This is a genomic window from Egicoccus sp. AB-alg2 (assembly GCF_041821065.1).
GTDB lineage: Bacteria > Actinomycetota > Nitriliruptoria > Nitriliruptorales > Nitriliruptoraceae > Egicoccus.
Genome location: NZ_JBGUAX010000005.1, coordinates 412,510 through 435,937, shown reverse-complemented (window position 1 = coordinate 435,937; position 23,428 = coordinate 412,510). Strand labels below are relative to the sequence as shown.

Here is a 23,428-nt window from a genome sequence, read left to right as displayed (position 1 = left end):
GGAAGGTCGATAGACGCACGGACGGGGTCCGGCCGGCCGGGGCCTCGGCAGAGTTCCGCGCATCGAGGACGACGGGGGCCCACGTGGGGTGGCGAAAGTGGTTCACGGCCGGCGTGGCGCTCGCGCTCGTCCTGCCGGCCGCGGCGGCGTCGGGCGTCGACGCCGGGAAGGCTGCCGTGTCCGCCGGCTCACCGGCGACGGCGAGTTTCCGGATCGAGGGCGGCATCGCCCGCACCTACGACGCGTCGACGGCCGCCTTCGAGGCCGGGCCCCGAGACGGCGTGTTCGTGCTGAACGTGCAAGGCGACCACCGCCTGACCATCGACGCGACGCTCGAGGCCGGCGTGGCGCTGGCCGACGATGCCTCGACGACCTTCTCCGGCCGCCCCCCCGCCGCGCACGTCGGGGTGAGTGGCTTCTTCTTCTGCGCCACCACCAGCGGGGTCGAGGTCCACGAGCTGGTCATGACCGACGGCCGGGTCGAGCGCTTCCGCGCCTCGTTCGACGTGGCCTGCGACGAAGGTGCGCTGCGAGGCCAGGTCGACTACGCCGCGGAAGCGGCCGGCCTGCCCGCTCCGCCGCCATCGAGGGACCTGTGGCGGCCGTCACGGACCAGCGGGGGGACGTGGGTCGAGCTGGCCAGCGAGCCCGGCGACTTCGTCGGTCAGGGTCGTCGTCGCGCGTACGACCAGACCACGGCCGGCATCCGGCTGGAGGAAGGCGACCTGGGCTCGAACGTCCAGATCGCGGTGCACGGGGACCAGCGCTGGTCGAGCCAGTTCATCCAACCGGGGCTCGGCCCGCTGCGGGTGGGCTTCTACGGGCCGTTCACGGCGGCGACCTCGCCATTCAGATGGGACGGTGAGGCGCGCGGTTGCAGCGCCGGCACGGGCTGGTTCGCCATCGACGAGCTCGAACGCGGCTCCGACGGCCGGATCCGACAACTGGCGCTGCGCTTCGAGCAGCGCTGCAACGACCTCGGCGCACCGCCGCTGCGCGGAGCCGTGCGCTACGACCACCGCGACGTGCTGCCGGCGGCGAACAACCCGCGCCCGTCACCCGGCCCACGCTGGGCACCGCCGGCCGCCGCGGTCCCCGACTCGGACACCTACGTGCTGGTGCAGGGGCAGCCCGGTTCCTGGGTCGGTGAGGACACCGACGGTGCGTGGACCGAAACGGACGGCGACCTGCGGGTCTGGCTGGCCGAGCAGCCACGGCAACCCTCGACGCGTCTGGTGCTGAACGTCATGGTGCAGCCGCCGTTCGGCGAGGCCGGCGACACCTGGTCCGGCTCGTTCATGCTCCCGCGCGGCCTCGATGAGGTCCGGCCGGGCTACTACGGCCGGCTGACCCACGGCCGCAACGCCGTCGACGGCGGCCTTCAATGGCGCGGCAACGGGCGGGGCTGCGGCAGCGTCGCGTCCGGCTGGTTCATCATCGACGACATCGAGCTCGGGGCGCCGCGGCCAGGGCCGGACGGCGACGGCCCCCATGACCTCGAGACGCCGATCGAGTCGCTGGCGCTGCGGTTCGAACAGCGGTGCTACTCCCGCTTCGAGGTATTCGTGCAGCCGGCCGCCCGCGGTGAGATCCGCTATCGCTCGGACGCGCCGCGACCGGTGTCGCGCCGAGCACCGGTCGACGGGCCCGCGGTCAGGTTCGCGGACGTCGACCCGGGCGCCGTGCACGGCGAGGCCATCGAGCGACTGGCGCGGCGAGGCGTGATCGGCGGCCACCCGGACGGCACCTACCGGCCGGCGCGCCCCGTCACCCGAGCCCAGCTCGCCAGCCTGCTCGTACGCGGGCTCCAGATCGAGCTTCCCGACCGGCCGGTCCAACGCTTCCCGGACGTGCCGTTGGACTCGCCGCACGCCGCGACGATCGATGCGGCGGTCGCCGCCGGACTCGTCCAGGGCTTCTCGGACGGTTCGTTCCGGCCGGGGCAGCCGGTTCGCCGCGACCAGACCGCCGCGATCATCGTGCGGGCCATGGACATGCCGCCGGACGCGACGGAGCTCTTCCCCGACCTGCGTGACAACATCCATCAGGACGCCGTCACGATGCTGGCGAAGTCGCTCGTCCTCACCGGACACCGCGACGGCACGTTCCGTCCTTCGGCCTCCCTCACCCGCGCGCAGGTGGCCAGCGTGCTGGACCGGGCGCTCGCGCAGCTGGACTGACCGCTCGTCGATGCCCGTCGCACCCGGAGACGTCCCCCGGCCGCGGGGGGTCGCGACGTCCGGTCAGCGGGGGGAGACGGGCCGAGGCACCGGCCGCTTGGCGCTGACCCCGTCACCGGACGACCGGCCACGCAGGCGCCGGTACAGCCACGGGCCGAGGTGCGTGCGTGCCCAGGCCAGCTCCGCCGCGGCGAGCTCGGAGCGGCGGCGCGCCGGGGCCGGTGGGAGCGGCTCGGTCCAGTCGTCGCGGGCACCGGGCAGGCCGAGCCGGTGGGCGAGCGCGTCCGCGATGCGCTCGTGGCCGGCGCTGTTGGCGTGGAGCCGGTCCTCGCTCCACAGCCGCGGATCGCTGGCCACCGGATGGGCCGCGAGATCCAGCAGCCGGGCGCCGGAACGCTCGCAGGCGCGCCGGATGCCGTCGTTGAGGGCCCGCAGCCGCCCGTCCAGCGGCCGCGCCAGCGGCAGCACCGGGGACAGGTCCGGCAGCGTGAAGCTCAGCACCGTCGCCCCTTCGTGGACGAACGCGGCCTGCATCACGTGCAGGTCACGGACGACACCGCGCAGGTCGAACGACGGGCGCAGCAGGTCGTTCATGCCGGAGACGACCGTGACGAGGTCCGGTTCCAGCGCGAGCGCGGGCAGCAGCTGCTCGGCACGGATCGCCGCCGTGGTGCGCCCGCGCACGGCGAGGTTGGCGTACTCGAGCCCGCCGCCCTGGGCGCGGTCGACGTGCTCGGCGAAGCGGTCCGCCCAGCCGCGGTAGCCGCCCGCCCCGTCGGGGTCGTCCATGCCCTCCGTGGTGCTGTCGCCAACCGCGACGTAGCGGCGCCAGCGCACCCGACCGGCCTCCGCGCCCGGACCGTGCGGTGACGTCATGCGACGCCGCCACCGCGGCGCCCGACCGTGATCTCGTCGGCGATGCCCACGACGGCGAACGGCAGTGCGGCGGCGCTGAGCAGCGCGAACAACTCGTCAGGCCCCACCGTCAGCAGCGCCAGGGCGTAGACCGAGGCGGCGGCGACCGCGATCGCGCGTGGGCGCAGCCGGCTGTCGCTCGGGGCGCGCAGCGTGGCGATGCCGCCGGCGCCGAACCCGGCGACCAGACCGACCACCGGATTGAGCAGCGCCACCGGTAGCCCGACGAGCAGGAACAGCCCCATCGCCCGCAACACCGCGCCGGGTGCCCGGCGGTGCCGCGAGGTGAAGGCGAGCACGAGGAACGAGGCCGGGACGAAGGCGAGCCCGAACAGCAGCAGCTCGACCGGCACGGGATCGCCGGCATGGGACGCGCCCAGCGCGAAGATGATGGGCCAGTAGGCGACCTGGAGCACGGCACTGGCCGCGAGGATGGCCAGCCAGCGCCCCCGGGAGGACAGGGGCCGGCTGCTGAACAGCCGGCCCGAGCCGTCGTCCCCCTCGAACCGGGGGAGGAACGTCATCCCTTCACCGCACCCGCCGTCAGCCCGCGGACGAAGAAGCGCTGGAGGGCGAAGAACACCACCATCGGCAGACCCATCGTGACGAACGCCGCCGCCGGCAGGATGTGCCGGTTCTGGCCGAACGCGCCCTGCAGGTCGGCCAGCGCGATCTGCAGCACCCGGACGTCGGGCGTACCGCCGAGGAACACGAGCGCGACCAGCAGGTCGTTCCAGACCCACAGGAACTGCAGCGTGGCGAACGCCGCGATCGCGGGGACCGACAGCGGGACGACCAGTCGGGTGAACGTCTGCATGTGCGAGGCGCCGTCGACCCGCGCGGACTCGATGATCGACGAGGGCAGCGACCCGACGTAGTTGCGCAGCAGGTAGATCGCCAGCGGCAGACCGAAGCCCGTATGCGCCAGCCACATGGCCGGGAAGGTGCCCTGCAGTTGCAGGGCGGGGAAGATGGTGATCCCGAAGAGCTCCATGCCCTGCTGGTACAGCCGCAGGATCGGGATCAGGGCCACGTGCAGCGGGACGGCGATCAGCGCCACCACGCCGACGAAGAGCAGGTAGCGCCCGCGGAAGTGCATCCACGAGAAGGCGTACGCCGCGAACATGGCGATCGTGATCGGGATGACCGTCGACGGGATCGTGACGGCCAGGCTGTTGATGAAGGCGTTGCCGAAGCCGCGCGACTGACCGAGCACGGTGGCGTAGTTGTCCAGCGTCCACTGGCCCTCGGCGAAGGGCCGCACGAACGCCGTCCACCAGCCCTCGGACTCGATGAACGTCCGGGTCCGGAACGAGGAGATGAACAGGCCGACCGTCGGGATCAGCCAGAGCGTCACGATCCCGATCACGGCGATGCGGACGAACCAGCCACTGCCCCCGCCGGGAGCACGGCCGTTGCCGGTGGTCGTGGTCGGGGCCGGAGCCTCCGGGGCAGGAGTCGCGGTGGCGGTGCTCATCGGATCTCCTCCTCCTCGCGGAAGCGCTTGACGTTCCAGATCATCACCGGCAGGACGAGCACGAAGAGCATGGTCGCGATGGCCGCCCCCTGTCCCTGGTTCCGGAAGTTGAAGAACCACCGGATCATGCGTTCGGCGATGACCTCGGTGCCGTCGCGGCCGCCCGTCATGACGAAGACGATGTCGAAGATCTTCAGCACGTTGATGATCATCGTGGTGGTCACGACCACGATGGCCGACATGATGGACGGCACGGTGATGCGTCGGAAGACCTGGAATTCCGTGGCGCCGTCGATGCGCGCCGCCTCCAGGATGTCCTCGGGCACGCCCTTGATGGCCGCCGACAGGATCACCATGGCGAATCCGGTCTGCATCCAGACCATGACGACCATCAGGAAGAAGTTGTTCCAGGGGTAGAAGTCGCCGGTCCACGACACCGGGTCCTGGCCGAGCGCGACCATGATCCCGTTGAGCAGGCCGGTCTGGTTACCGAACACCTGGTAGTCGTAGATGAACGCCCAGACGACGCTGGCGCCGACGAACGAGATCGCCATCGGCAGGAAGATCAGCGACTTGGCCACCGATTCGCCTCGCCGCAGGCGGTCGGCGAGGACGGCGAAGACCAGGCCGATGCCGACGGCGAGCGCCGGGACGATGATCATCCAGGCCAGCGTGTTGATGACCGAGCGACGCAGCGAGTCGTCGCGCCAGATGTTGACGAAGTTGTCGGCCCCCACCCACGCGGTGCCGTTGGCGTCCTGGAAGCCCAGCAGGATGGTCCGGATCGCGGGGTAGAGCAGGAACACCGTCAACAGCACGAGTGCCGGGCCGACGAAGACCCAGGGCCGCACCGTCTCCTGCATGCGCAGCGGCAGCGCGTCCGTCGTGCGGTCGAGCAGGAGGTAGAAGGCGAAGACGCCCAGCACGCCGATGGCCAGGGCCACCACGACGACGAGCGCCGTGCTCGCCCGCGTGTTGCGCATCCACTCGAACGCGGCCAGTGACACGACGGCCGTGAGCAGTAGCAGTCCGAGGCTGATGGCGAGCTTGGTCGGATCGGCGCGACCGGCCGGCGGCAGTCTCGTGGCCGCGGCGGTCTGCTCGTCCTCGAGCTGGGTGGTGGGAGGAGGAGGGGTGGTCGTCACAGCAACTCTCCCAGTCGTGCGCGCCTACCGGCGAACGCTAGCGAGTCCGGGGTGGCTCGGCCGGCGTTTCCCCGCTGGTGCGCTGGTCCGTGCGCTACCGACACGAACACGGGGGGCGCCTGCCGACGCCCCCCGTGTCGTGATCCACGAGCCGGTCGTTACTCGGCCGGCCAGCTGTTCTGGACGTCGGTCAGCAGGGCGTTGATGTCGCCGCCCCGCATCCACTCGTTCATGGCGGTCCAGAAGGAGCCCGAGCCCACCTGCGGCGGCATCAGGTCCGACGCGTCGAAGCGAGCCGTGCCCTCACGCAGCGCGGTCAGCACGTTCTCCGCCGAGGTCGCCACGACCTCGTCGTCGTAGCACTCGGCCGTCGTGTTGACGTTCGGCGAGATCCGGGCGACGCCCTCGAAGGTGCCCTGGGCGCACTGCGCGTCCGTGTCCGTGAAGACCCGGATGAATTCGCGGACCGCCGGTGTGTCGTTGAACACGGTCGCGAGCTCACCGGCGATCAGCGCGCCGTCGTTGCCGTCGATGGTCGGGAACGGGAACACGCCGTAGTCGGTCCCGAACTCCGCGCCCTCGGGGAAGAAGTTGACGATGAACGACGCCTGCCGGTGCATCAGGGCCTGCGGTTCGTCACCGATGATCCCGTCGGGGGCGTCGCGGAAGTCGATGTCCGGGATCGCCGACTTGCCACCCGCGACGAAGCCCTCGCCGTCGAGGATCTGGTCGAAGGTCTCGGCAGCCTCCACGATGGCGGGGTCGTCGAACGGCACCTCGTTGCTGACCCAGCCGTCGTAGGTGTCCGGCCCCGCCTGGCGCAGGACGATGTCCTCCATCCAGTCGGTCGCGGGCCAGCCGGTGGCGTCGTCGGAGCCGGTCCCGATCGCCCACGGGGTGTAGCCGTCGGCGACCATCTGCTCGGAGAGGGCGACCAGGTCCTCGTAGGTCTCCGGGATCTCGTAGCCCTGGGCCTCGAAGACCGGAATGTTGTACCAGATGAGCGACTTGTAGTTGACGTTGGTCGGGATGCCGTAGTGCTCGCCCTCGTACTCGCCGAGCGAGATCAGGTACTCGCCGAAGCGCTCCTCGAGCTCCGCGATGTCGAAGCCCATCGACTCGAGCGAGATGGCGTTGCCCTGCTCGGCCTGGTCGACGACGGCGCCGGGCTGCGGGTAGATCGCGATGTCCGGCGGGTTGCCACCGTCGATGCGGATCTGCACCTGCGACTCGAAGCTGTCCGAGCCCTCGTAGAACGCGTTCGCGCCCGTGGGCTCGTTGAAGTACTCCTGGATCACGGCGTTGATGGCGTCGCCCTCGACGCTCGTCGGTGCACCGAAGACGGACACCTCCTCGCCGCTGATGTCGCTGTCGCCCTCGCCGCCCTCGGCGGTGCCGCCCTCGCCCTCCGGCGCGGCGGTGTCCCCGTCATCACCGTTACCGCAGGCGGTCAACGCGAGCGCGGCGGCGGCCATCGCCGCGACCAACCTCTTCGTGTGACGCATTCGTGTGAGCCTTCTTCCGTGGCGCCGGCGCGCGACGCCCCTGGACGTTTCACCGCTCGCTCTCCCTCGAGCGGGCAGGCGGTAGAGCGGCGCGGGAGCCGACCTACGATCGCCACCGTAGGTCATTCGGGACCACGGCGTGCCAGGTTCGGGACAAAAGCCCGGCCAACCGCGCGGCTGCCGGTGGGCGGCGCTCACGGCGTTGACAATGCTGGCCGGGATCCGGATGCTGTGGGAGCGCTCCCACGACGCGCGGCCGGCGCGACGGCCGCCCGTCACCGTGGGGGCGTTCGGTGTCCTTCCCCGCCTCGCTGGGCGCGACGCCCGCGAAGCATCCTCTGCCCACCGCCGGAGCAGGAGCCCCACATGGTCGTCTCCGCGGACCGGCTGCCAGCCGTCACCTACGGCGTGGCGACGTCCAGCTACCAGATCGAGGGGGCGGTCGACGTCGACGGCCGCGCCCCGTCCATCTGGGACACGTTCAGCCACACGCCCGGCGCGGTGGCCGGTGGCGAGACCGGCGACGTGGCCTGCGACCACTACCACCGCTTCGAGGAGGACCTCGACCTGCTCGCGTGGCTCGGCGTGGACAGCTACCGGTTCTCGATCGCCTGGCCCCGCGTCCTGCCTGACGGTCGGGAGGTGGAGGCGCGCGGACTGGCCTTCTACGACCGCCTCGTCGACGGTCTGCTCGCGCGCGGCATCCGGCCGCTGGCGACCCTCTACCACTGGGACCTGCCCCAGGTGCTGGAGGACGCCGGCGGCTGGGAACGACGGGAGGTCGTCGACGCCTTCGCCCGCTACGCCCGGGTCGTGGCCGAACACCTCGGTGACCGGGTCCGCGACTGGAGCACGCTCAACGAGCCCTGGTGCTCGGCGTTCCTGGGCTATGACCTCGGCGTCCATGCTCCCGGCGTGCGCGACCCACGCCGCGCCGTGGCGGCCGCGCACCATCTGCTGCTGGCCCACGGGCGCGCGAGCCGGGTCCTGCGCGAGACGCTGGGCGCGGGCGCCCAGGTCGGCATCGTCCTGAACCCCGCCCCGGTGCGTCCGGCGTCCGACGCCGCCGACGACCGGGCAGCCGTAGAACTCGCCGACGGCCTGCGCAACCGCGTCTGGACCGATCCGCTGTTCCGCGCGGCCTACCCCGACGACGTGCTGGCGGCCTGGGACCCGATCGCCGATCTCGCGACCCTGCACCGTGAGGGCGACCTGCAGGAGATCGCCGCTCCCGTCGACCTGCTGGGCGTCAACTACTACACGCCGCTCTACGTCGGCGCCCGCACCAGCGGCCACACCGGTCCGGCGCCCGCCGGACCCGGGCAGGACCACCTCGTCGAGGTGCCCGGTCCGGCCCCGGCCAGCGCCCTCGGCTGGAGCATCGACGCCAGCGGCCTGTTCGACCTGCTCACGCGCCTGCACACCGACTACGCGGTACCGCTGGCCGTCACCGAGACCGGCGGTGCCTTCCCGGACCCGGTCCGCGACGGCGGCGAGGTGGACGACCAGGACCGCATCGCCTACCTCGACGGCCACCTCGAGGCGTTCGCGCGGGCGGGCGAGGCCGGCGCGGACCTGCGCGGCTTCTACGTGTGGACCCTGCTCGACAACTTCGAGTGGGCCGAGGGCTACGCGCCGACCTTCGGCATCGTGCACGTCGACCGCGCCACCTTGCGGCGCACACCGAAGGCGTCGGCGCACTGGTACCGCGCCCTGCTCGCCGACCGCGCCGGGGCGGTGGGGTGAGCTCCGGCGGGACGCCGCGGCCGGGGGCGCCGACCCTCGAGGCGGTCGCGCGTGCTGCCGGCGTCTCCCGGTCGACCGTCAGCCGCGTCGTCACCGGCAACCCGCGCGTGTCGCCGTCCGCGCGACGCGCCGTCGAAGCGGCCGTCGCACGCCTCGGCTACGTGCCGAACCAGGCCGCCCGCTCGCTGGCGACGCGCCGGACCGGCACGGTGGCGCTGGTCGTGCGCGAGCCGGAGTCGCGCGTGTTCGACGAACCGTTCTTCGGGGCGGTCGTCCGCGGGGTCAGCCGGGCGATCGCCCGCACGGACCTGCAACTGGCGCTGCTCCTGGCCGCCGCCGACCCGGCGCACGACCCCGACGGCGAGCACGCGCGCCGGCGCGTCGAGCGCTTCCTGCTCGGCGGGCACGCCGACGGTGCCCTGCTGTTGTCCCTGCACGTGGACGATCCGCTCGCCGGCGATCTCCACGCCGCCGGTCTGCCGATCGTGCTGGGCGGCCGCCCCAACGTCGAGGACCTCGAGGTGTCCTGGGTCGACGCCGACAACCGCGGCGGCGCGGCGGTGGCCACCGAGTACCTGCTGGCCGCGGGCCGCCGGCGCGTCGGGATCCTGACCGGGCCGCTCGACATGGTGGCCGGCCGTGACCGGCTCGCGGGCTACCACGACGCCCACGTCGCCCGAGGCCTGCCCGTGGCCGCCGAGCTCGAGACGACCGGGGACTTCACCCGCGAGGGTGGCGCCGCCGCCATGGCGCGGCTGCTGGCCGCGGCGCCCGACGTCGACGGCGTGGTCGCCGCCTCCGACCTCGCCGCCCTCGGCGCACTGCAGGTGCTGAGCACGGCCGGCCGTCGGGTACCCGGTGACGTCGCCGTCGTGGGCTTCGACGACTCGGTCGTCGCTCGCTCCGCCCAGCCGCCACTGACGACCGTGCGACAGCCCGTCGAGGAACTGGGCGCACGGATGGTGGACCTGCTGCTGGCGCGCCTGGCGGGGGAGGAGGCACCTCGCCACGTCGTGCTGCCGACGACGCTCATCGTCCGCGACTCCGCCTGACCGCACCCGCCGCTCACGGTCGCGACACCACCGGATCTGACGCTGACGTCGAGAATGGAAGGGGTCCGCTCGCCCGTGGCGCACCCTGGCGCTTCCGCCGGTTCGCCGGAACGCTTGCTGCAGTTCGCGGTCACCCGACCGCGTCACCACCGGGGCGACCAGTCGTTGGACGTCCTCGACGTCGAACGGCGTGACATCGTCCGGTGTCACATGTGTCCCCGGGTCGGCGAACACGAAAGGTCACCCATGGAGGCGCGTCCCGCAGCGATCCTCGGCGGCAACCGCACGCCCTTCGCCCGCCAGCACGGGCCCTATGCCCGCGCGAGCAACGCCGACCTGCTCGGCGCCGCCCTGGACGGACTCGTGGCCCGCTTCGGGCTGCGCGGCGAGCGGCCCGGCGAGGTGGTGGCGGGTGCGGTGCTCAAGCACAGCCGCGACTTCAACCTGACCCGCGAGGTGGTGCTCGGCTCGGCCCTCGACCACGCCACCCCCGCCCATGACGTCCAGATGGCGTGCGGCACGGGGCTGGAGACGGTGATCGGCGTGGCCAACAAGATCGCCCTTGGCCAGATCGACTGGGGCATCGCGGGCGGCACGGACACCACCAGCGACGCGCCGCTGGCCTTGAACGACCGGCTGCGCCGGCTGCTGCTCGACCTGAACGCCGCACGCTCGACCGCCGAGCGCCTCAAGCTGGTCGCCCGCCTCCGGCCCGGGCAGCTGGTGCCGGAGCAGCCGCGCAACGCCGAGCCCCGCACGGGGTTGTCGATGGGCGAGCACGCCGCCGTCACCGCCGCCGCGTGGGAGATCGACCGCGAGTCGCAGGACGCGCTGGCCGTCGCGAGCCACCACCACCTCGCCGCCGCCTACGAGCGCGGCTTCCTCGACGACCTCGTGACGCCGTTCCTGGGTCTGCAGCGCGACCAGAACCTGCGCCCCGACACCTCGCTGGAGAAGCTCGCGAAGCTGAAGCCCGTGTTCGGTGTCGGCACCTTCGGCGACGACGCGACCATGACCGCGGGCAACTCGACGCCGCTGTCGGACGGCGCGTCCACGGTGCTGTTGGGCTCCGACGAGTGGGCGCAGCAGCGTGGCCTGCCCGTGCTGGCACACCTCACCCACGCGCGTACCGCGGCGGTCGACTACGTCCACGGCGGCGAGGACGGCAGCCCGCCCGAGGGCCTGCTCATGGCTCCGGTGTACGCCGTCCCGCGGCTGCTCGAGGACGCCGGGCTCACGTTGCAGGACTTCGACGTCTACGAGATCCACGAGGCCTTCGCCTCCACCGTGCTGGCGACGCTGGCCGCGTGGGAGGACGAGCGCTTCTGCAAGGAGCGGCTCGGCCTGGACGCGCCGCTGGGCGCCATCGACCGCGACAAGCTCAACGTGACCGGCTCGTCGCTGGCCGCCGGCCACCCCTTCGCGGCCACCGGCGGCCGCATCGTCGCCACCGCCGCGAAGCTGCTCCACGAGCGGGGCGGCGGCCGGGCCCTGATCTCCATCTGCGCCGCCGGCGGCAACGGCGTCGTCGCCATCCTGGAGAAGTGACCGAAGCGGCCGGCGGTGGCGCCACCGCCGGCCCGCCCGCCAGTGCACCCCCTTCGCGACAAGGAATCGCCGTGCCCGACCGTTACCAGCAGCTCGTGACCTCGTCGCTCGGCCGTCAGGTCGCCGACGCCCTCAGCCTGCCCGTCCCCGAACCGCTGCGCCGCCACGAGCCGGGCCAGCCGCTGATCGAGGGCCTGGCGCTGGTGGGCGCGGCCAAGGGCGGCCGGCTGCTCGACGCCGCCGTGGAGGTGCTCGAAGCCGGCGGCGCCGACGTGCGGCGCACCGTCGACGACTCGGCCAACCCCTACGGGGCGGTCGTGTTCGACGCTACCGGCCTGGACGACAGCAGCCGGCTGCGGGAGCTGTACGAGTTCTACGCCCCGGTCGTCCGGCGAACCGGCCCGAGCGCGAGGCTGCTGGTGCTGGCCGGCGCGACCGACGAGGGCAGCGTCCGCCAGCGCACCGCCCAGCGCGCCATCGAGGGGTTCACCCGCTCGCTCGCCAAGGAGATGCGTCAGGGCGCCACGTGCAACCTGCTGCGCGTCGCCGAGGGCGCCGAGGACCGGGCCGCCTCCACCCTGGCGTTCCTGCTGTCGGCGCGCTCCGCGTTCGTCGACGGACAGGTGGTGACGCTGCGCCCGACCGACGAGCCGGTGCCGGAGATCGCGGACGCGGCCGCCCCGCACGCCGGCCGGGTCGCCGTCGTCACCGGCGCCGCCCAGGGCATCGGCGCGTCGATGGCGGCGGTGCTGGCGCGCGACGGTGCCCACGTCGTGTGCGCGGACGTCCCGGCGCAGGGCGAGGCGCTGGCGCGCGTCGCCAACCACGTCGGCGGCAGCACGCTGCACCTCGACGTCACCGCGGAGAGCGCCCCGGCGACGTTGGTGGACCATCTCCGTGAGCGCCACGGCGGCGTCGACGTGGTCGTCCACAACGCCGGCATCACCCGTGACAAGACGCTGGCGGGCATGGACGACGCGCGCTGGGACGCCGTGCTGGCGGTGAACCTGTCGAGCCAGGAGCGGCTCGACGAGGCGTTGCTCGACGCCGATCTGCTGCGTCCCCACGGGCGCATCGTCGGGGTGTCCTCGATCGGCGGCGTCGCCGGCAACCGTGGGCAGACCAACTACGCCACCAGCAAGGCCGGCGTGATCGGCCGGGTGGAGGCGCTGGCGGGCGAACTGGCCGGCCGGCAGGCCACGATCAACGCGGTCGCCCCGGGCTTCATCGAGACCGCCATGACCGCCAGCATGCCCATCGGCGTGCGCGAGGCGGGCCGGCGCCTGAGCAGCCTCGGCCAGGGCGGGCGCCCGGTCGATGTCGCGGAGACGGTGTCCTGGCTGGCCGATCCCCGGTCCGGCGCCGTCAACGGGCAGGTCGTGCGCGTGTGCGGCCAGGCCCTGATGGGGGCCTGAGCGATGGCCGTCGTCGAACTCCCCGGTCTGCCGAACCTCGGCCGGCTCTACGCACGCACGCTCGGCTCGCTGGTCGACCCGCGCGGTCGGCCCGACGCGCTGCCCGACCGGGCCGTCGAGGTCGCCGACGTCGAGGTCCGCGCCGACCACGTCGCCGACTACGCGGACGTCTGCGGCTTCCGGCTGGCCGACGAGGTGCCAGTCACCTACCCGCACCTGCTCGGCTTCCCGCTGTCGGTGCACCTGATGGCGGCCGGTGACTTCCCGTTCCCGCTGCCGGGGCTCGTCCACGTCGCCCAGCGCGTGCGACAGTCCGCGTCGATCCGGGTGGGCGATCGCCTGGACGTGCGCGTGACGGCCGGCGACCTGCGACAGCACCGTCGCGGCCGCCAGTTCGACGTCGTGACCGACATCGCCCGCGACGGCGCGAGCGTGTGGACCGGCACCAGCACCTACCTGCGCCGTGAGCGCGCCGGGGACGGCGCCGGCTCGTCCGGCGGACGCGACCACGAGGCGGCGCAGGCGGATGCGTCCAGCGCGACGCTGCGGCTGCCGGCCGACCTCGGACGCCGCTACGGCGCCGTCTCCGGCGACCGCAACCCGATCCACCTGCACCCGCTGACGGCCCGGCTCGCCGGCTTCCCGCGGCCGATCGCCCACGGCATGTGGACCGCCGCCCGGTGCGTCGCCGCCGTGGACGAGCACCTGCGCGGCACGGCCGACCTGGAGGTGGCGTTCAAGCAGCCCGTGCCACTGCCCTCCGTGGTGCGGCTGCGGACCGCCCGCACCCGCGCCGGCTGGCGGTTCTCCCTGCACGACCGGTCGGGTGCCCGTCTGCACCTGACCGGCACCCTCGACCGCGAAAAGGGCTGACGTGAGTGCCACCACCGATCTGCCGCCGTTGCCCGGTGACGGCGTGGACCCCGTCCGGGTGCAGCGCCACCTCGACGGCCGCTGGGCCGAGGTACGCGACCGCACCCGCGAAGAGCTCCGTCACCCGCTGCTGCACCCGCGGCAGGGGCTGTCGGTCGAGGAGCACCGTGCCCGCACGCTCGAGCAGGCGCAGTACCTCGCCAAGACCGACGGTCCGCGGCTGCTCTTCCCGGAGACCTACGGCGGTGGCGGCGACCTCGGCGGGTCGCTGACCGCGTTCGAGACGCTGGCCCACGGCGACCTGTCGCTGCTGGTCAAGGCCGGCGTGCAGTGGGGGTTGTTCGGCGGCGCGATCCTCAACCTCGGCAACGAGGACCACCGCACCCGCTACCTGCCGGACGTGATCAACCTCGACCTGCCCGGCTGCTTCGCGATGACGGAGACGGGCCACGGCTCGGACGTGCAGTCGCTCAGGACCACCGCGACCTTCGACGTCGACGCCCAGGAGTGGGTGATCCACACCCCGGACGAGGACGCGCGCAAGGACTACATCGGCAACGCCGCCCGCGACGGGCGGATGGCGGCCGTCTTCGCCCAGCTGGTCACCGGCGACGAGTCGCACGGCGTGCACTGCTTCCTCGTGCCGATCCGCGACGAGGACGGCCAGGCGCTGCCCGGCGTCACCATCGAGGACTGTGGCCACAAGGGCGGCCTCAACGGGGTCGACAACGGCCGGCTCGCGTTCGACCACGTGCGCGTGCCCCGCGAGAACCTGCTGGACCGCTTCGGCCGGGTCGACGAGGACGGCGGCTACCACAGCCCCATCCAGAACCCCACCCGCCGGTTCTTCACCATGCTCGGCACGCTCGTGACGGGACGGGCCAGCGTGTCCGGTTCGGCCCTGTCGGCGGCCAAGACGGCGCTGACGATCGCCGTGCGCTACGCCGGCGTGCGGCGCCAGTTCAAGGCCCCCGACAGCGACCGCGAGGTCGTGCTGTTCGACTTCCGCCAGCACCAGCGCCGCCTGCTGCCGCTGCTGGCGAAGACGTATGCGCTCCACGCCGCCCAGCGCGAGCTCATCGGACAGCTGCACGAGTCGTTCACCGACGACCTCAACGCCGAGGAGCTGCCCGACCGGCAGGAGCTGGAGGCCCGGGCCGCGGCGATCAAGACGGCCACGACCTGGCACGCGACCAACGCCATCCAGGTCAGTCGCGAGGCGTGCGGCGGCAACGGCTACCTGTCGGAGAACCGGCTCACCGAGCTGAAGGCCGACACCGACATCTTCACCACCTTCGAGGGCGACAACACCGTCCTGCTCCAGCTCGTCGCCAAGGGTCTGCTCACCGACTACCGCGAGGAGTTCGGGTCCCTCGACACCTTCGGGATGGCGCGTTTCGTCGCCGACCAGGTCGTGGAGACGGTCGTCGAGCGCACCGCCGCCCGGCAGGTGTGGCAGTCGATCACCGGCATCGTCAGCCGCGACGAGGACACCGACCTGCACGACCGGGCCTGGCAGCTACAGACGTTCGCGTGGCGCGAGCAGCACGTCATCGCCGGGGTGGCCCGTCGCCTGAAGGCCGGCATCGGCGCCGGGCGCGACGCCTTCGACGTCTTCAACGAGGTCCAGGACCACGTGCTGCTGGCAGCCCAGGTCCACATCGACCGGGTCGTGCTGGAGGCCTTCGCCGCGTCGGTCGAGTCCTGCGAGGACCCCGCGGCCGCCGCGCTGCTGGACCGCCTGTGCGACCTGCACGCCCTGGCGACCATCGAGGCCGAGCGCGGCTGGTACCTCGAGCACGGCCGCTTCAACGCCCAGCGCTCGAAGGCGATCACCGCCGCGGTCAACGAGCTGTGCACGCAGCTGCGGCCGTACGCACCGACCCTGGTCGACGCGTTCGCGATCCCCGACGAGGCGATCGGTGCCCCGATCGCCCTGGGTGCCGAGCACGAGCGGCAGCGCCTGCGCGCCGAGGCCCTCGCCGGGCCGGGCTGACCCGTCAGCCGCCCTCGGCCACGCGCTCGACCAGCTGTTCGGCGACGTCGCGGAGGCTGCGGTTGGTGGTCTCCGCGGTGCGCTGGAGGAGTGCGGCCGCCGTGCGGGCGTCACAATCGCGGTCGGCCATCAGCACACCGACGGCCTGGTGCAGCACGGCGATGTCGTGCAGCCGCTGCTGCAGCTGGCGGGAGAGGCGATCGGAGGTGCGGAAGGCGCGGGCATTCGCCAGCGCCGCGCCGACAGGCGTGGCCAGGCGCCGGCACAGGGCCATCGTGTCCTCGTCGATGCCGCCGGGGGCAGCGGCGAACAGGTTCAGCGCGCCGTAGGTGTGACCGTTGGCCTGCAGCGGGATACCGGCGACGGCGTGGAAGCCGTTGTCCAGGGCGGCCTCGTTGAAGGCCGCCCAGCGGTCGTCGCTGCGGACGTCGCGGACGAGCTGTTCCTCGCCGGTCTCCAGGGCGACGACACAGGGGCCCTCCTTCTGGGCGTACTCCAGCTCGTCGACCGCCTGTGCCCGTGGATCACTGGCGACCGCGGTCGTGTAGCCACCTTCCTCGTCGATCGTGGTGACGCTGACGGAGGTCAGCCCGGGGACGGCGAGCCGGACGGCCTCGACGACGTTGCGGAGGACGACCTCGAGGTCCTCCTCGTCGATGAGCAGCCCGCCCAGTCGGGACAGGGCGGACGCGTAGCCGGCGTCGGGCCGGTCGATCAGGTCGACGTGGTCCTCGACCGGCTCGGTCGAGGAGGCGTCGTGGTCGGCGGCGTCCGGCACCGGGTCACTCCTTCGCATGTCGGGCGACCACCACGGCGGCGCCCGGCCGACACCGGTCCGCCTCGTCTCGACGGGCCGGCACGCCTCACGGTAGTGGGTGTGCTCACTCCGCGATCGTCGCACCTGACCCTTGGAACAGGTGGAGCCGACCCGGGTCCAGCCGCAGACGCACCCGCTGGCCCGGGGTGCCGCCGATGTCGACGTGGGGGGTGGCGACCTCCCACTCGCGCCCGGCGGCGGCGACGAGCAGGTCGCTGCGGTGGCCGGCGAAGCGTCGCCGCACGACCGTCGCGTCGATCGTCAACCGGTCCGCCGACTCGGCGTCGGGAGGGCCGACCGTGAGGGCATCGGGCAGCACCAGCAACCGGGCCGGACCGTCCGCGGCGGCCGACAACGAGATCTGGCCGAACGGCGTGTCGGCCCGGCCGTGGAGGACGACGACCTCCAGGATCTGGTCGAGTCCGAGGAAGCGGGCCACGAACTCGTCGACCGGCCGGGTCCACAGCTCCTCGGGTGGCGCGACCTGCAGCAGTCGTCCGGCCCGCATGACCGCCACCCGGTCGGCCAGCGTGAGCGCCTCGTCCTGGTCGTGCGTGACGTACAACACGCCGCAGCCGACCTTGCCGAACACCTCCGGCAGCTGGTCGAGGAGTTGGTCGCGCAGGGCACGGTCGAGCGAGCCGAGCGGCTCGTCCAGCATCAGCAGGCGCGGCCGAGAGGCGAGGGCGCGGGCGAGGGCGACGCGCTGCTGTTCGCCGCCGGACAGCTCGGTGACCCGCCGGTGTCCCGCGCCGCGCAGGGCCACCAACGCCAGGGCCTCGTCGACCCGGTCCCGGATCTCCGCGGCCGACAGGCGTTGCATGCGCGGGCCGAACCCGACGTTGTCGCCGACGTCGCGGTGTGGGAACAGCGCGTGGTCCTGGAACATCAACCCGACCGGCCGCTGGTCGGGCCGGCGGCCGGCGAGGTCGCGGCCGTCGAGGTGGATGCTCCCGGACGTCAGCGGCTCGAGGCCGGCGATGGCGCGCAGCAGCGTCGACTTGCCGCAGCCGCTGGGGCCCAGGACGGCCACCACCTCGCCGTCGCCGACGTCCAGTCCCACGCCGTCGACGACGGCCCGGTCGCCGTAGGACACGCGGACGTCGCGCAGTGCGAGCATCTAGAACCGTCCCACCTGGCCCACGCGGAGCCGGTCGAGCAGCGCGATCGCGCTGGCCGTGACCAGCATGAGGATGGTCGACATCGCCATGGCCTGTCCGAAGTTGGTCACGCCCGGACGGCCCAGCAGCCGGAAGATCGCCACCGGCATGGTCGGGGTCTGTCCGCGGGCGAGGAACACGGTGGCGCCGAACTCGCCGACCGCGATCGCGAAGGAGAAGCCGGCCGCCGCCAGCACGGCCCGTCCCACGATCGGCAGGTCGATCTCGCGCCAGACCCGCCGCGGCGCGGCGCCCAGCGTGGCGGCCGCGTCGCGCAGGCGCTGGTCGATCGAGCGCAGCACCGGCAGCAGCGTGCGTACCACGAACGGGGTGGCGATCAGCGCCTGCGCGGCCGGGATCAGCAGCCGCGAGCCGCGCAGGTCCAGCGGTGGGCGCGCCAGCGCGAGCAGGAACCCGAAGCCGACCGTGGCCGCCGACGTGCCGAGCGGCAGCATCAGCGCGCGGTCGAGGAGGCGGCCACTCCGGCCCGGCCGCGAAGCCGCGACGGCCGCGCAGCCGCCGACGACCAGCGCCACCGACGTGGCTGCCAGCCCGTAGAGGACCGAGTTGCGGATCGCCTCGAACGGCGCCACCGCCAGCACGGTCGAGCGCTGGGTCCCGAAGAGCGCGGCGTAGTGGTCCAGGCCGTAGCCGTCACCGGTGGCCAGGGAACGCTCGACCAGCACGAGCAGCGGCGCCAGCAACAGCCCGGCGACGACGAGGAGGTTGACGGCGAGGAAGGCACGCTCGCCGCGGGTCCGGGGCGGCCGGGCGGTGGTGGCGGCGCTGCGCAGCGGCTGGGCGGTCGCGCGCTTCTGCAGGCGGCCGTACACCAGCAGGGCGGCGGTCACGGCCGCGAGCTGGAGCAGCGCCAGCACGGACGCCAGCGGCAGGTCCAGCAGCTGGACGGTCGCCCGGTAGATCTCCACCTCGAGGGTCGCCCGCCCCGGCCCGCCGAGGATCAGCACGACCCCGAACGACGTGAACGTGAACAGGAACACGATCGCGGCGGCGGCGGCCACCGCGGGGCGCACCAGCGGCCAGGACACCTCCCGGAACGTCGCCCAGCGCGAGGCGCCGAGGGTGCGGGCCGCCTCCTCGAGGCGTGGGTCGAGGTGGCTCCACAGGCCACCGACGGTGCGGACCACCACCGCGTAGTTGAAGAACACGTGGGCCAGCAGGATCGCGGTCACGGTGCGGCGCAGGTCCAGCGTCGGTGCGGCCTCGCCCAGCACGCCACCCAGCAGTGCGTTGAGCGGGCTGCGCGGGCCGAGCAGGGCCAGGAACGCGCTGCCGACCACCACGGTCGGCAGCACGAACGGCACGGTGATGGCGGCGCGCAGGGCACTGCGCCCGCGGAACGACAGCCGTGCCAGCACGTAGGCGCCCGGCAGCCCGACCAGCAGTGTCAGCACGGTCGAGGCGGCCGCCTGCCACAGCGTGAACCACGCCACCCGCAGGGTGACCGGGTCGCTGAGCACCGCGGGCACGGCGGCGAGGTCGAGCCGGCCCTCGGGACGCAGCCCGGTCAGCAGGATCGTGCCGACCGGCAGGACGAAGAACACGAGGAGGAACGCAGCCGGCACGAGCAGGAGCAGGCTCCGCCCGGCCGCGGCGCGGACCGCCTGCGGCACCCCGTGTGCAGCGGCGCGCCCCGCGGCACGGACGTCGCCCGCGCCGCGAGGGGGCCGCTGATCGACGCTCACCGCAGGACCGTGCGCGTCCAGGCGTCGATCCATTCCTCGCGTCCCGCGCCGATCTCCTCCGGGTCGAGCTGCAGCGGCTCGTCGGGGACGACGGCGTGCTGTTCGAACACCTCCGGCAGCGGCGTGTCCTCGACCACCGGGAAGACGAACATGGTCAGCGGCAGGGTCTCCTGGAAGGCCTCGGACAGCAGGAAGTCGACGAGCAGGCGCGCTTCCGCCTCGTGCTCCGTGCCCTGCAGGATCCCGGCGAACTCGACCTGCCGGAAGCACGACGCCTCGATGACGCCGGTCGGCGGCTCGTCGGGTGGCGGGTCGGCGAAGTAGACCTCGGCCGGCGGGCTGGAGGCGTACGACACGACCAGCGGGCGCTCGCCGTCACCGGTGGCGCTGAACTCGTCGTAGTAGGCCTCGGACCAGCCGTCGGTGACCAGCACGTCGTTGTCCGCCAACGCCTCCCAGAAGTCGAGGTAGCCGTCCTCGCCGAACCGTTCGACGCTCGCCAGCAGGAACGCCAGGCCGGGGGAGGAGGTGGCGGGGTTCATCACGGTGAGCAGCCCGGTGTAGGCCTCGTCGGTCAGGTCCTGGAGGTCGTCGGGTACCTCGACGTCGTTCTCCTCGAACCAGGCGCGGTCGTAGTTGAGGCACACGTCGCCGAAGTCGACCGGGGTGACCCGGTGCTGGTCGTCGAGCAGGAACTGCGGGTCGACCCCGGCCAGCGCGGGCGACTCGTAGGGGACGAAGATCTCTTCGTCCAGGGCGCGGGACAGGAACGTGTTGTCGACGCCGAACAGCACGTCGCCCAGCGGGGCGTCGCGGGTGAGGATGGCCTGGTTCACGGTCGAGCCGGCATCCCCGCCCGGCACGATGTCCACGTTGATACCGGTCTCCGTGGAGAACCTGGCGAGCACCTCCTCCTCGACGTCGAACGAGTCGTGGGTGACCAGCGTGATGGTCACCTGGTCGGGCAGGTCCTCGGGTGGCGACATGTCGTCGGGGCCGGTCTCGTCCTCCGTGGGCTCGGGCTCGTCAGGGCCGGCGGACTCGTCGGCCGCCTCCCCACAGGCCGCGAGCAGCAGGGCCAGGGCCAGGCCACCTGCGACGGCGCGCAGACGGGTGCGCATGGGTACTCCTCAGGCGTGGTCGGGACCGCGCTCACCGGGTTGGACGGCGAGCAGGACGCCGTCGGTCAACCGCACGGTGGCGCGATCGGACAGGAACTGGTTGCTGATGCCGCGCGTCGACCCGGCCGGGAGGTCCTCGTCCGAGAGCGGGAACCGCAAGCCCGACGTGGTGATCCCCCGCGCCGGGCCGTGGGCCGGGAGCAGGCTGACGTAGTCGCCCGGCTGCCCACGAAGTTCGCGTTCGCCGCGGACCACCGTGATCGTGGCCGACGCGACCAGGGCGGTCAGCGTCAGCTCGCGATACGCCTCGGCGGCGAGCACGAGGGCGTTGCCGAGCAGGTGGTCGAGGCGTCCGCCGTGGCCGCCCAGCAGGGTGACCCGCGCCGGCGCGAACCGGGTGGCCGCATCCAGCGCGATGGCCAGGTCGGTCTCGTCCTTGTCCACCGGGTGCTGGTGGACCGGGACCCCGGCGGCCCGGGCCGCGGCGAGGCGCTCGGGCCGGACCGAGTCGAGGTCGCCGACGACGAGGTGGACCGGCAGACCGAACTCGTGGGCGAGGTGCAGCCCCGAGTCCGCGGCGATGACGAACGCCCGCTGCGGCAGCTGCGGGACCCGGTCGTGCAGGACCGGGTCGCCACCGACCAGCACCACGATCTCCGGCGCGATGTCCGGGGTCGCGGCGTCCGGGAACGGGACCGAGGGTCCGGGCAGCATCGTCGCACCTCCCTCCGCCGGCATTACCCGGCTCAGGTTCCACGGGTCGGTGACGCCCTCCACCGCCGCGCAGGTGCGCGGCGGTGAGGCGGCCACCCTCTCAGCCCGGCTGTCCCGAGCTCCCCGGGTGTCGTCGTGTCGAGCGGCCAGGTGCCGCCGACACGAGCCAGCCTATCCGCTCGGTAGCGTCGATCCCGTCCCTGCGACGCCGAATCGAACGAGGAACGTCCATGCGTGTCGCCATCGCCGGAGGCCACGGCAAGATCGCCCTGCACCTGGCCCGCATCCTGGCCCGGCGTGGCGACGAGGTCCGCTCCATCGTCCGCAAGGAGGAGCACTTCGACGACCTGCGCGACGCGGGTGCCCAGCCGGTGCTGTGCGATCTCGAGGAAGCCGACGCGGCCGCCCTCGCCGAGGCCGTCGGCGAGGTGGACGCGGTCGTGTTCGCGGCCGGGGCCGGCCCGGGCAGCGGCGCTCCGCGCAAGGAGTCCGTCGACTACGGCGGCGCCGTCAAGCTCGTCGACGCGGCGCGGCAGGCCGGCGTGTCGCGCTACGTGATGGTCAGCTCGGTCAACGCCGATGCCGACCACCCGGGTGACGAGGTGTTCGACGTCTACCTGCGGGCCAAGGGCCGCGCCGACGCCGCGCTGGCCGACAGCGGTCTGGACCACACGATCCTGCGGCCGGTCGGACTGACCGACGACCCCGGCACCGGCCGGATCACCACCTCGGTGTCCCGGGGCGACAAGATCCCACGTGAGGACGTGGCGGCGACCATCGCCGTGTGCCTTGCCGCGCCGGCCACCATCGGACAGACCTACGAGATCGCCACCGGTGACACGCCGATCGCCGACGCGCTGGGCGGCTGACCCTCGTCGGAGCTCGCAGCAACACGCCGGCGGGTGGTCAGAGCGGGTGGGTCTCGACCAGCCAGTCCGCGAGGAACGGGTCGGTGACGTGCAGGCTGCCGTCCACGTCGACGAGGTGGCCGTGGTCGAGCAGGCTGCGGTGGGCGCCCTGGGCGCTGCCCTTGCTGAGGTTGACCAGTTCGCCGGCGACGCCGAGCGCGGAACGGCGGTGGGCGACGACCCGCAGCGTCCGCTGGTGGGTGTCGGGCAGTTGCTCGTAGACGGCCGAGACCTCGGGGCGGGCGGACTTCCGGATGGTCGCGAGTGCCGCGCCCCAGGTGGTGTCGGCGGGGGCGTTGGTGGCGTGCAGCCAGGCGACGTGGGCGGCTTGCATGGTGCGAAGCGGGTGGCCGCGGGTGAACTGGTGGATGAGCGACGCGACCGCTCCGGGGGTGCGGCCGGTCGTGGTGAACCCGTCGTTCACGATGTGCTGGGTGGCGGGCAGGTCGAGCGGCCCGATCTCGACGATCTGTGCCTGGTGGAGGAACGGCTGGGCGTGGTTGGAGAAGATGCCGCGCATCGCCGATGGCGCGGACCCGGCGAACAGCAGGCCGATGTCCTTGTAGTGGTGCTGGAGCGCGGCGCGGAGCACCGCGGTGCCGTTGGGGACGGTCGCGATCTGCTGGAACTCGTCGAAGATGATGACGGTCGGGCGACGCAACGCGGTCCGGACGAGGGTGTCGACGAGGTTGGCGTAGGCGGCTGCGGGGTCGGGTCGGTCGGCAGGGCGGGTCGAGGTGACCTGGCCGCGCAGCCCGACGAGGTTGAAGCCGAGGGTGGCGGACACCTCGGTGGCGTTGCGGGCGACGTCGGCGTCGGTGTCGAGCAGCGCAGCGGAAAGGGCGCGGGCGACGTCGTTGGGGGTCTGCGCGGGCATCAGGTCGATGGTGACGACCGCGGATTCCGTGAGGTCGGCCGCGAGGCGTTGCAGCACGCTGGTCTTGCCGTAGCGGCGGGGTCCGAGCAGCGCGGTGGGCGAGCGGGCCGTGGCCCGTTCGGTGAGGTCGACGAGCAGGTCGTCGCGGCCGCGCACGAGCTCGGGCGGCAGCGGGCCGGTGTAGTCGAACGGGGAGAGCTCCACGCCACGCTCCGGGTATCACGCGAAAGTACCGAAAAGGTATGATCGGAGCATACCTTTGTGGGTCCCGGG

General features: G+C 73.0%; 19 protein-coding genes and 1 riboswitch. Of the genes, 8 read left to right on the top strand and 11 right to left on the bottom strand.

Annotation, left to right across the window (positions count from 1 at the left end; translation table 11 throughout):
* The first annotated feature begins 83 nt into the window (after positions 1–83).
* Complete coding sequence (locus ACERM0_RS11865) at positions 84–2,180, top strand: S-layer homology domain-containing protein (protein WP_373678802.1); 2,097 nt, start codon at positions 84–86, stop codon at positions 2,178–2,180.
* 63 nt (positions 2,181–2,243) lie between these two features.
* Here ACERM0_RS11865 and ACERM0_RS11860 read toward each other — a convergent pair whose 3' ends face one another.
* The 5 genes from ACERM0_RS11860 to ACERM0_RS11840 all read right to left on the bottom strand — a co-directional run bounded on the left by ACERM0_RS11860 (position 2,244) and on the right by ACERM0_RS11840 (position 7,222).
* Positions 2,244–3,056, bottom strand: a complete 813-nt coding sequence (locus ACERM0_RS11860; protein ID WP_373678801.1) for an SGNH/GDSL hydrolase family protein — start codon at positions 3,054–3,056, stop codon at positions 2,244–2,246.
* Positions 3,053–3,619 carry a hypothetical protein gene (locus tag ACERM0_RS11855; RefSeq protein WP_373678800.1) on the bottom strand — a complete coding sequence of 189 codons (567 nt, stop codon included), beginning with the start codon at positions 3,617–3,619 and terminating at the stop codon, positions 3,053–3,055. The genes ACERM0_RS11860 and ACERM0_RS11855 overlap by 4 nt, the downstream gene beginning before the upstream one ends.
* Positions 3,616–4,572 carry a carbohydrate ABC transporter permease gene (locus ACERM0_RS11850; protein ID WP_373678799.1) on the bottom strand — a complete coding sequence of 319 codons (957 nt, stop codon included), beginning with the start codon at positions 4,570–4,572 and terminating at the stop codon, positions 3,616–3,618. The genes ACERM0_RS11855 and ACERM0_RS11850 overlap by 4 nt, the downstream gene beginning before the upstream one ends.
* Positions 4,569–5,717, bottom strand: a complete 1,149-nt coding sequence (locus tag ACERM0_RS11845) for a carbohydrate ABC transporter permease (RefSeq protein ID WP_373678798.1) — start codon at positions 5,715–5,717, stop codon at positions 4,569–4,571. The genes ACERM0_RS11850 and ACERM0_RS11845 overlap by 4 nt, the downstream gene beginning before the upstream one ends.
* 158 nt (positions 5,718–5,875) lie before the next feature.
* Entirely contained in the window at positions 5,876–7,222 is a 1,347-nt protein-coding gene (locus ACERM0_RS11840) for an ABC transporter substrate-binding protein (protein ID WP_373678797.1), read from the bottom strand.
* A 366-nt stretch (positions 7,223–7,588) separates the two neighbouring features.
* Between ACERM0_RS11840 and ACERM0_RS11835 the strand changes: the two genes are divergently transcribed.
* From ACERM0_RS11835 to ACERM0_RS11810, 6 genes are all read left to right on the top strand, one after another.
* Positions 7,589–8,968, top strand: a complete 1,380-nt coding sequence (locus ACERM0_RS11835) for a GH1 family beta-glucosidase (RefSeq protein ID WP_373678796.1) — start codon at positions 7,589–7,591, stop codon at positions 8,966–8,968.
* Positions 8,965–10,020, top strand: a complete 1,056-nt coding sequence (locus ACERM0_RS11830; protein ID WP_373678795.1) for a LacI family DNA-binding transcriptional regulator — start codon at positions 8,965–8,967, stop codon at positions 10,018–10,020. Before ACERM0_RS11835 ends, ACERM0_RS11830 begins: the two co-directional genes overlap by 4 nt.
* Positions 10,021–10,266: 246 nt before the next feature.
* A complete protein-coding gene (locus ACERM0_RS11825) occupies positions 10,267–11,568 on the top strand; it encodes an acetyl-CoA C-acetyltransferase (RefSeq protein ID WP_373678794.1) in 1,302 nt (433 codons plus the stop codon).
* 71 nt (positions 11,569–11,639) lie between these two features.
* On the top strand, positions 11,640–12,983 hold the full coding sequence (locus tag ACERM0_RS11820) for a 3-oxoacyl-ACP reductase (protein WP_373678793.1): 1,344 nt from the start codon (positions 11,640–11,642) through the stop codon (positions 12,981–12,983).
* Positions 12,984–12,986: 3 nt separating this feature from the next.
* The gene (locus ACERM0_RS11815) at positions 12,987–13,856 is read left to right on the top strand and encodes a MaoC/PaaZ C-terminal domain-containing protein (protein WP_373678792.1); all 870 of its coding nucleotides are present in this window, start codon (positions 12,987–12,989) and stop codon (positions 13,854–13,856) included.
* A 1-nt stretch (position 13,857) separates the two neighbouring features.
* On the top strand, positions 13,858–15,852 hold the full coding sequence (locus ACERM0_RS11810) for an acyl-CoA dehydrogenase (protein WP_373678791.1): 1,995 nt from the start codon (positions 13,858–13,860) through the stop codon (positions 15,850–15,852).
* A 4-nt stretch (positions 15,853–15,856) separates the two neighbouring features.
* On the opposite strand, the gene ACERM0_RS11805 is transcribed toward ACERM0_RS11810, so the two are convergent.
* From ACERM0_RS11805 to ACERM0_RS11785, 5 genes are all read right to left on the bottom strand, one after another.
* The gene (locus ACERM0_RS11805; protein ID WP_373678790.1) at positions 15,857–16,630 is read right to left on the bottom strand and encodes a GAF domain-containing protein; all 774 of its coding nucleotides are present in this window, start codon (positions 16,628–16,630) and stop codon (positions 15,857–15,859) included.
* 103 nt (positions 16,631–16,733) lie between these two features.
* Positions 16,734–17,789: an ABC transporter ATP-binding protein gene (locus tag ACERM0_RS11800; protein WP_373678789.1), complete on the bottom strand. Its 1,056-nt coding sequence runs from the start codon at positions 17,787–17,789 to the stop codon at positions 16,734–16,736.
* Entirely contained in the window at positions 17,790–19,421 is a 1,632-nt protein-coding gene (locus ACERM0_RS11795; RefSeq protein WP_373678883.1) for an ABC transporter permease, read from the bottom strand. It abuts the gene before it with no gap.
* Between the two features lie 110 nt (positions 19,422–19,531).
* A complete protein-coding gene (locus ACERM0_RS11790) occupies positions 19,532–20,656 on the bottom strand; it encodes a thiamine ABC transporter substrate binding subunit (RefSeq protein ID WP_373678788.1) in 1,125 nt (374 codons plus the stop codon).
* Between the two features lie 9 nt (positions 20,657–20,665).
* Entirely contained in the window at positions 20,666–21,370 is a 705-nt protein-coding gene (locus ACERM0_RS11785; protein WP_373678787.1) for a thiamine diphosphokinase, read from the bottom strand.
* Positions 21,363–21,506: riboswitch (TPP riboswitch) on the bottom strand. It overlaps the preceding gene by 8 nt.
* 94 nt (positions 21,507–21,600) lie before the next feature.
* Between ACERM0_RS11785 and ACERM0_RS11780 the strand changes: the two genes are divergently transcribed.
* The gene (locus tag ACERM0_RS11780; protein WP_373678786.1) at positions 21,601–22,239 is read left to right on the top strand and encodes an SDR family oxidoreductase; all 639 of its coding nucleotides are present in this window, start codon (positions 21,601–21,603) and stop codon (positions 22,237–22,239) included.
* 37 nt (positions 22,240–22,276) lie between these two features.
* Here the strand turns inward: ACERM0_RS11780 and ACERM0_RS11775 are convergent, their stop codons facing one another.
* A complete protein-coding gene (locus ACERM0_RS11775) occupies positions 22,277–23,359 on the bottom strand; it encodes an AAA family ATPase (protein WP_373678785.1) in 1,083 nt (360 codons plus the stop codon).
* Positions 23,360–23,428 lie beyond the last annotated feature (69 nt).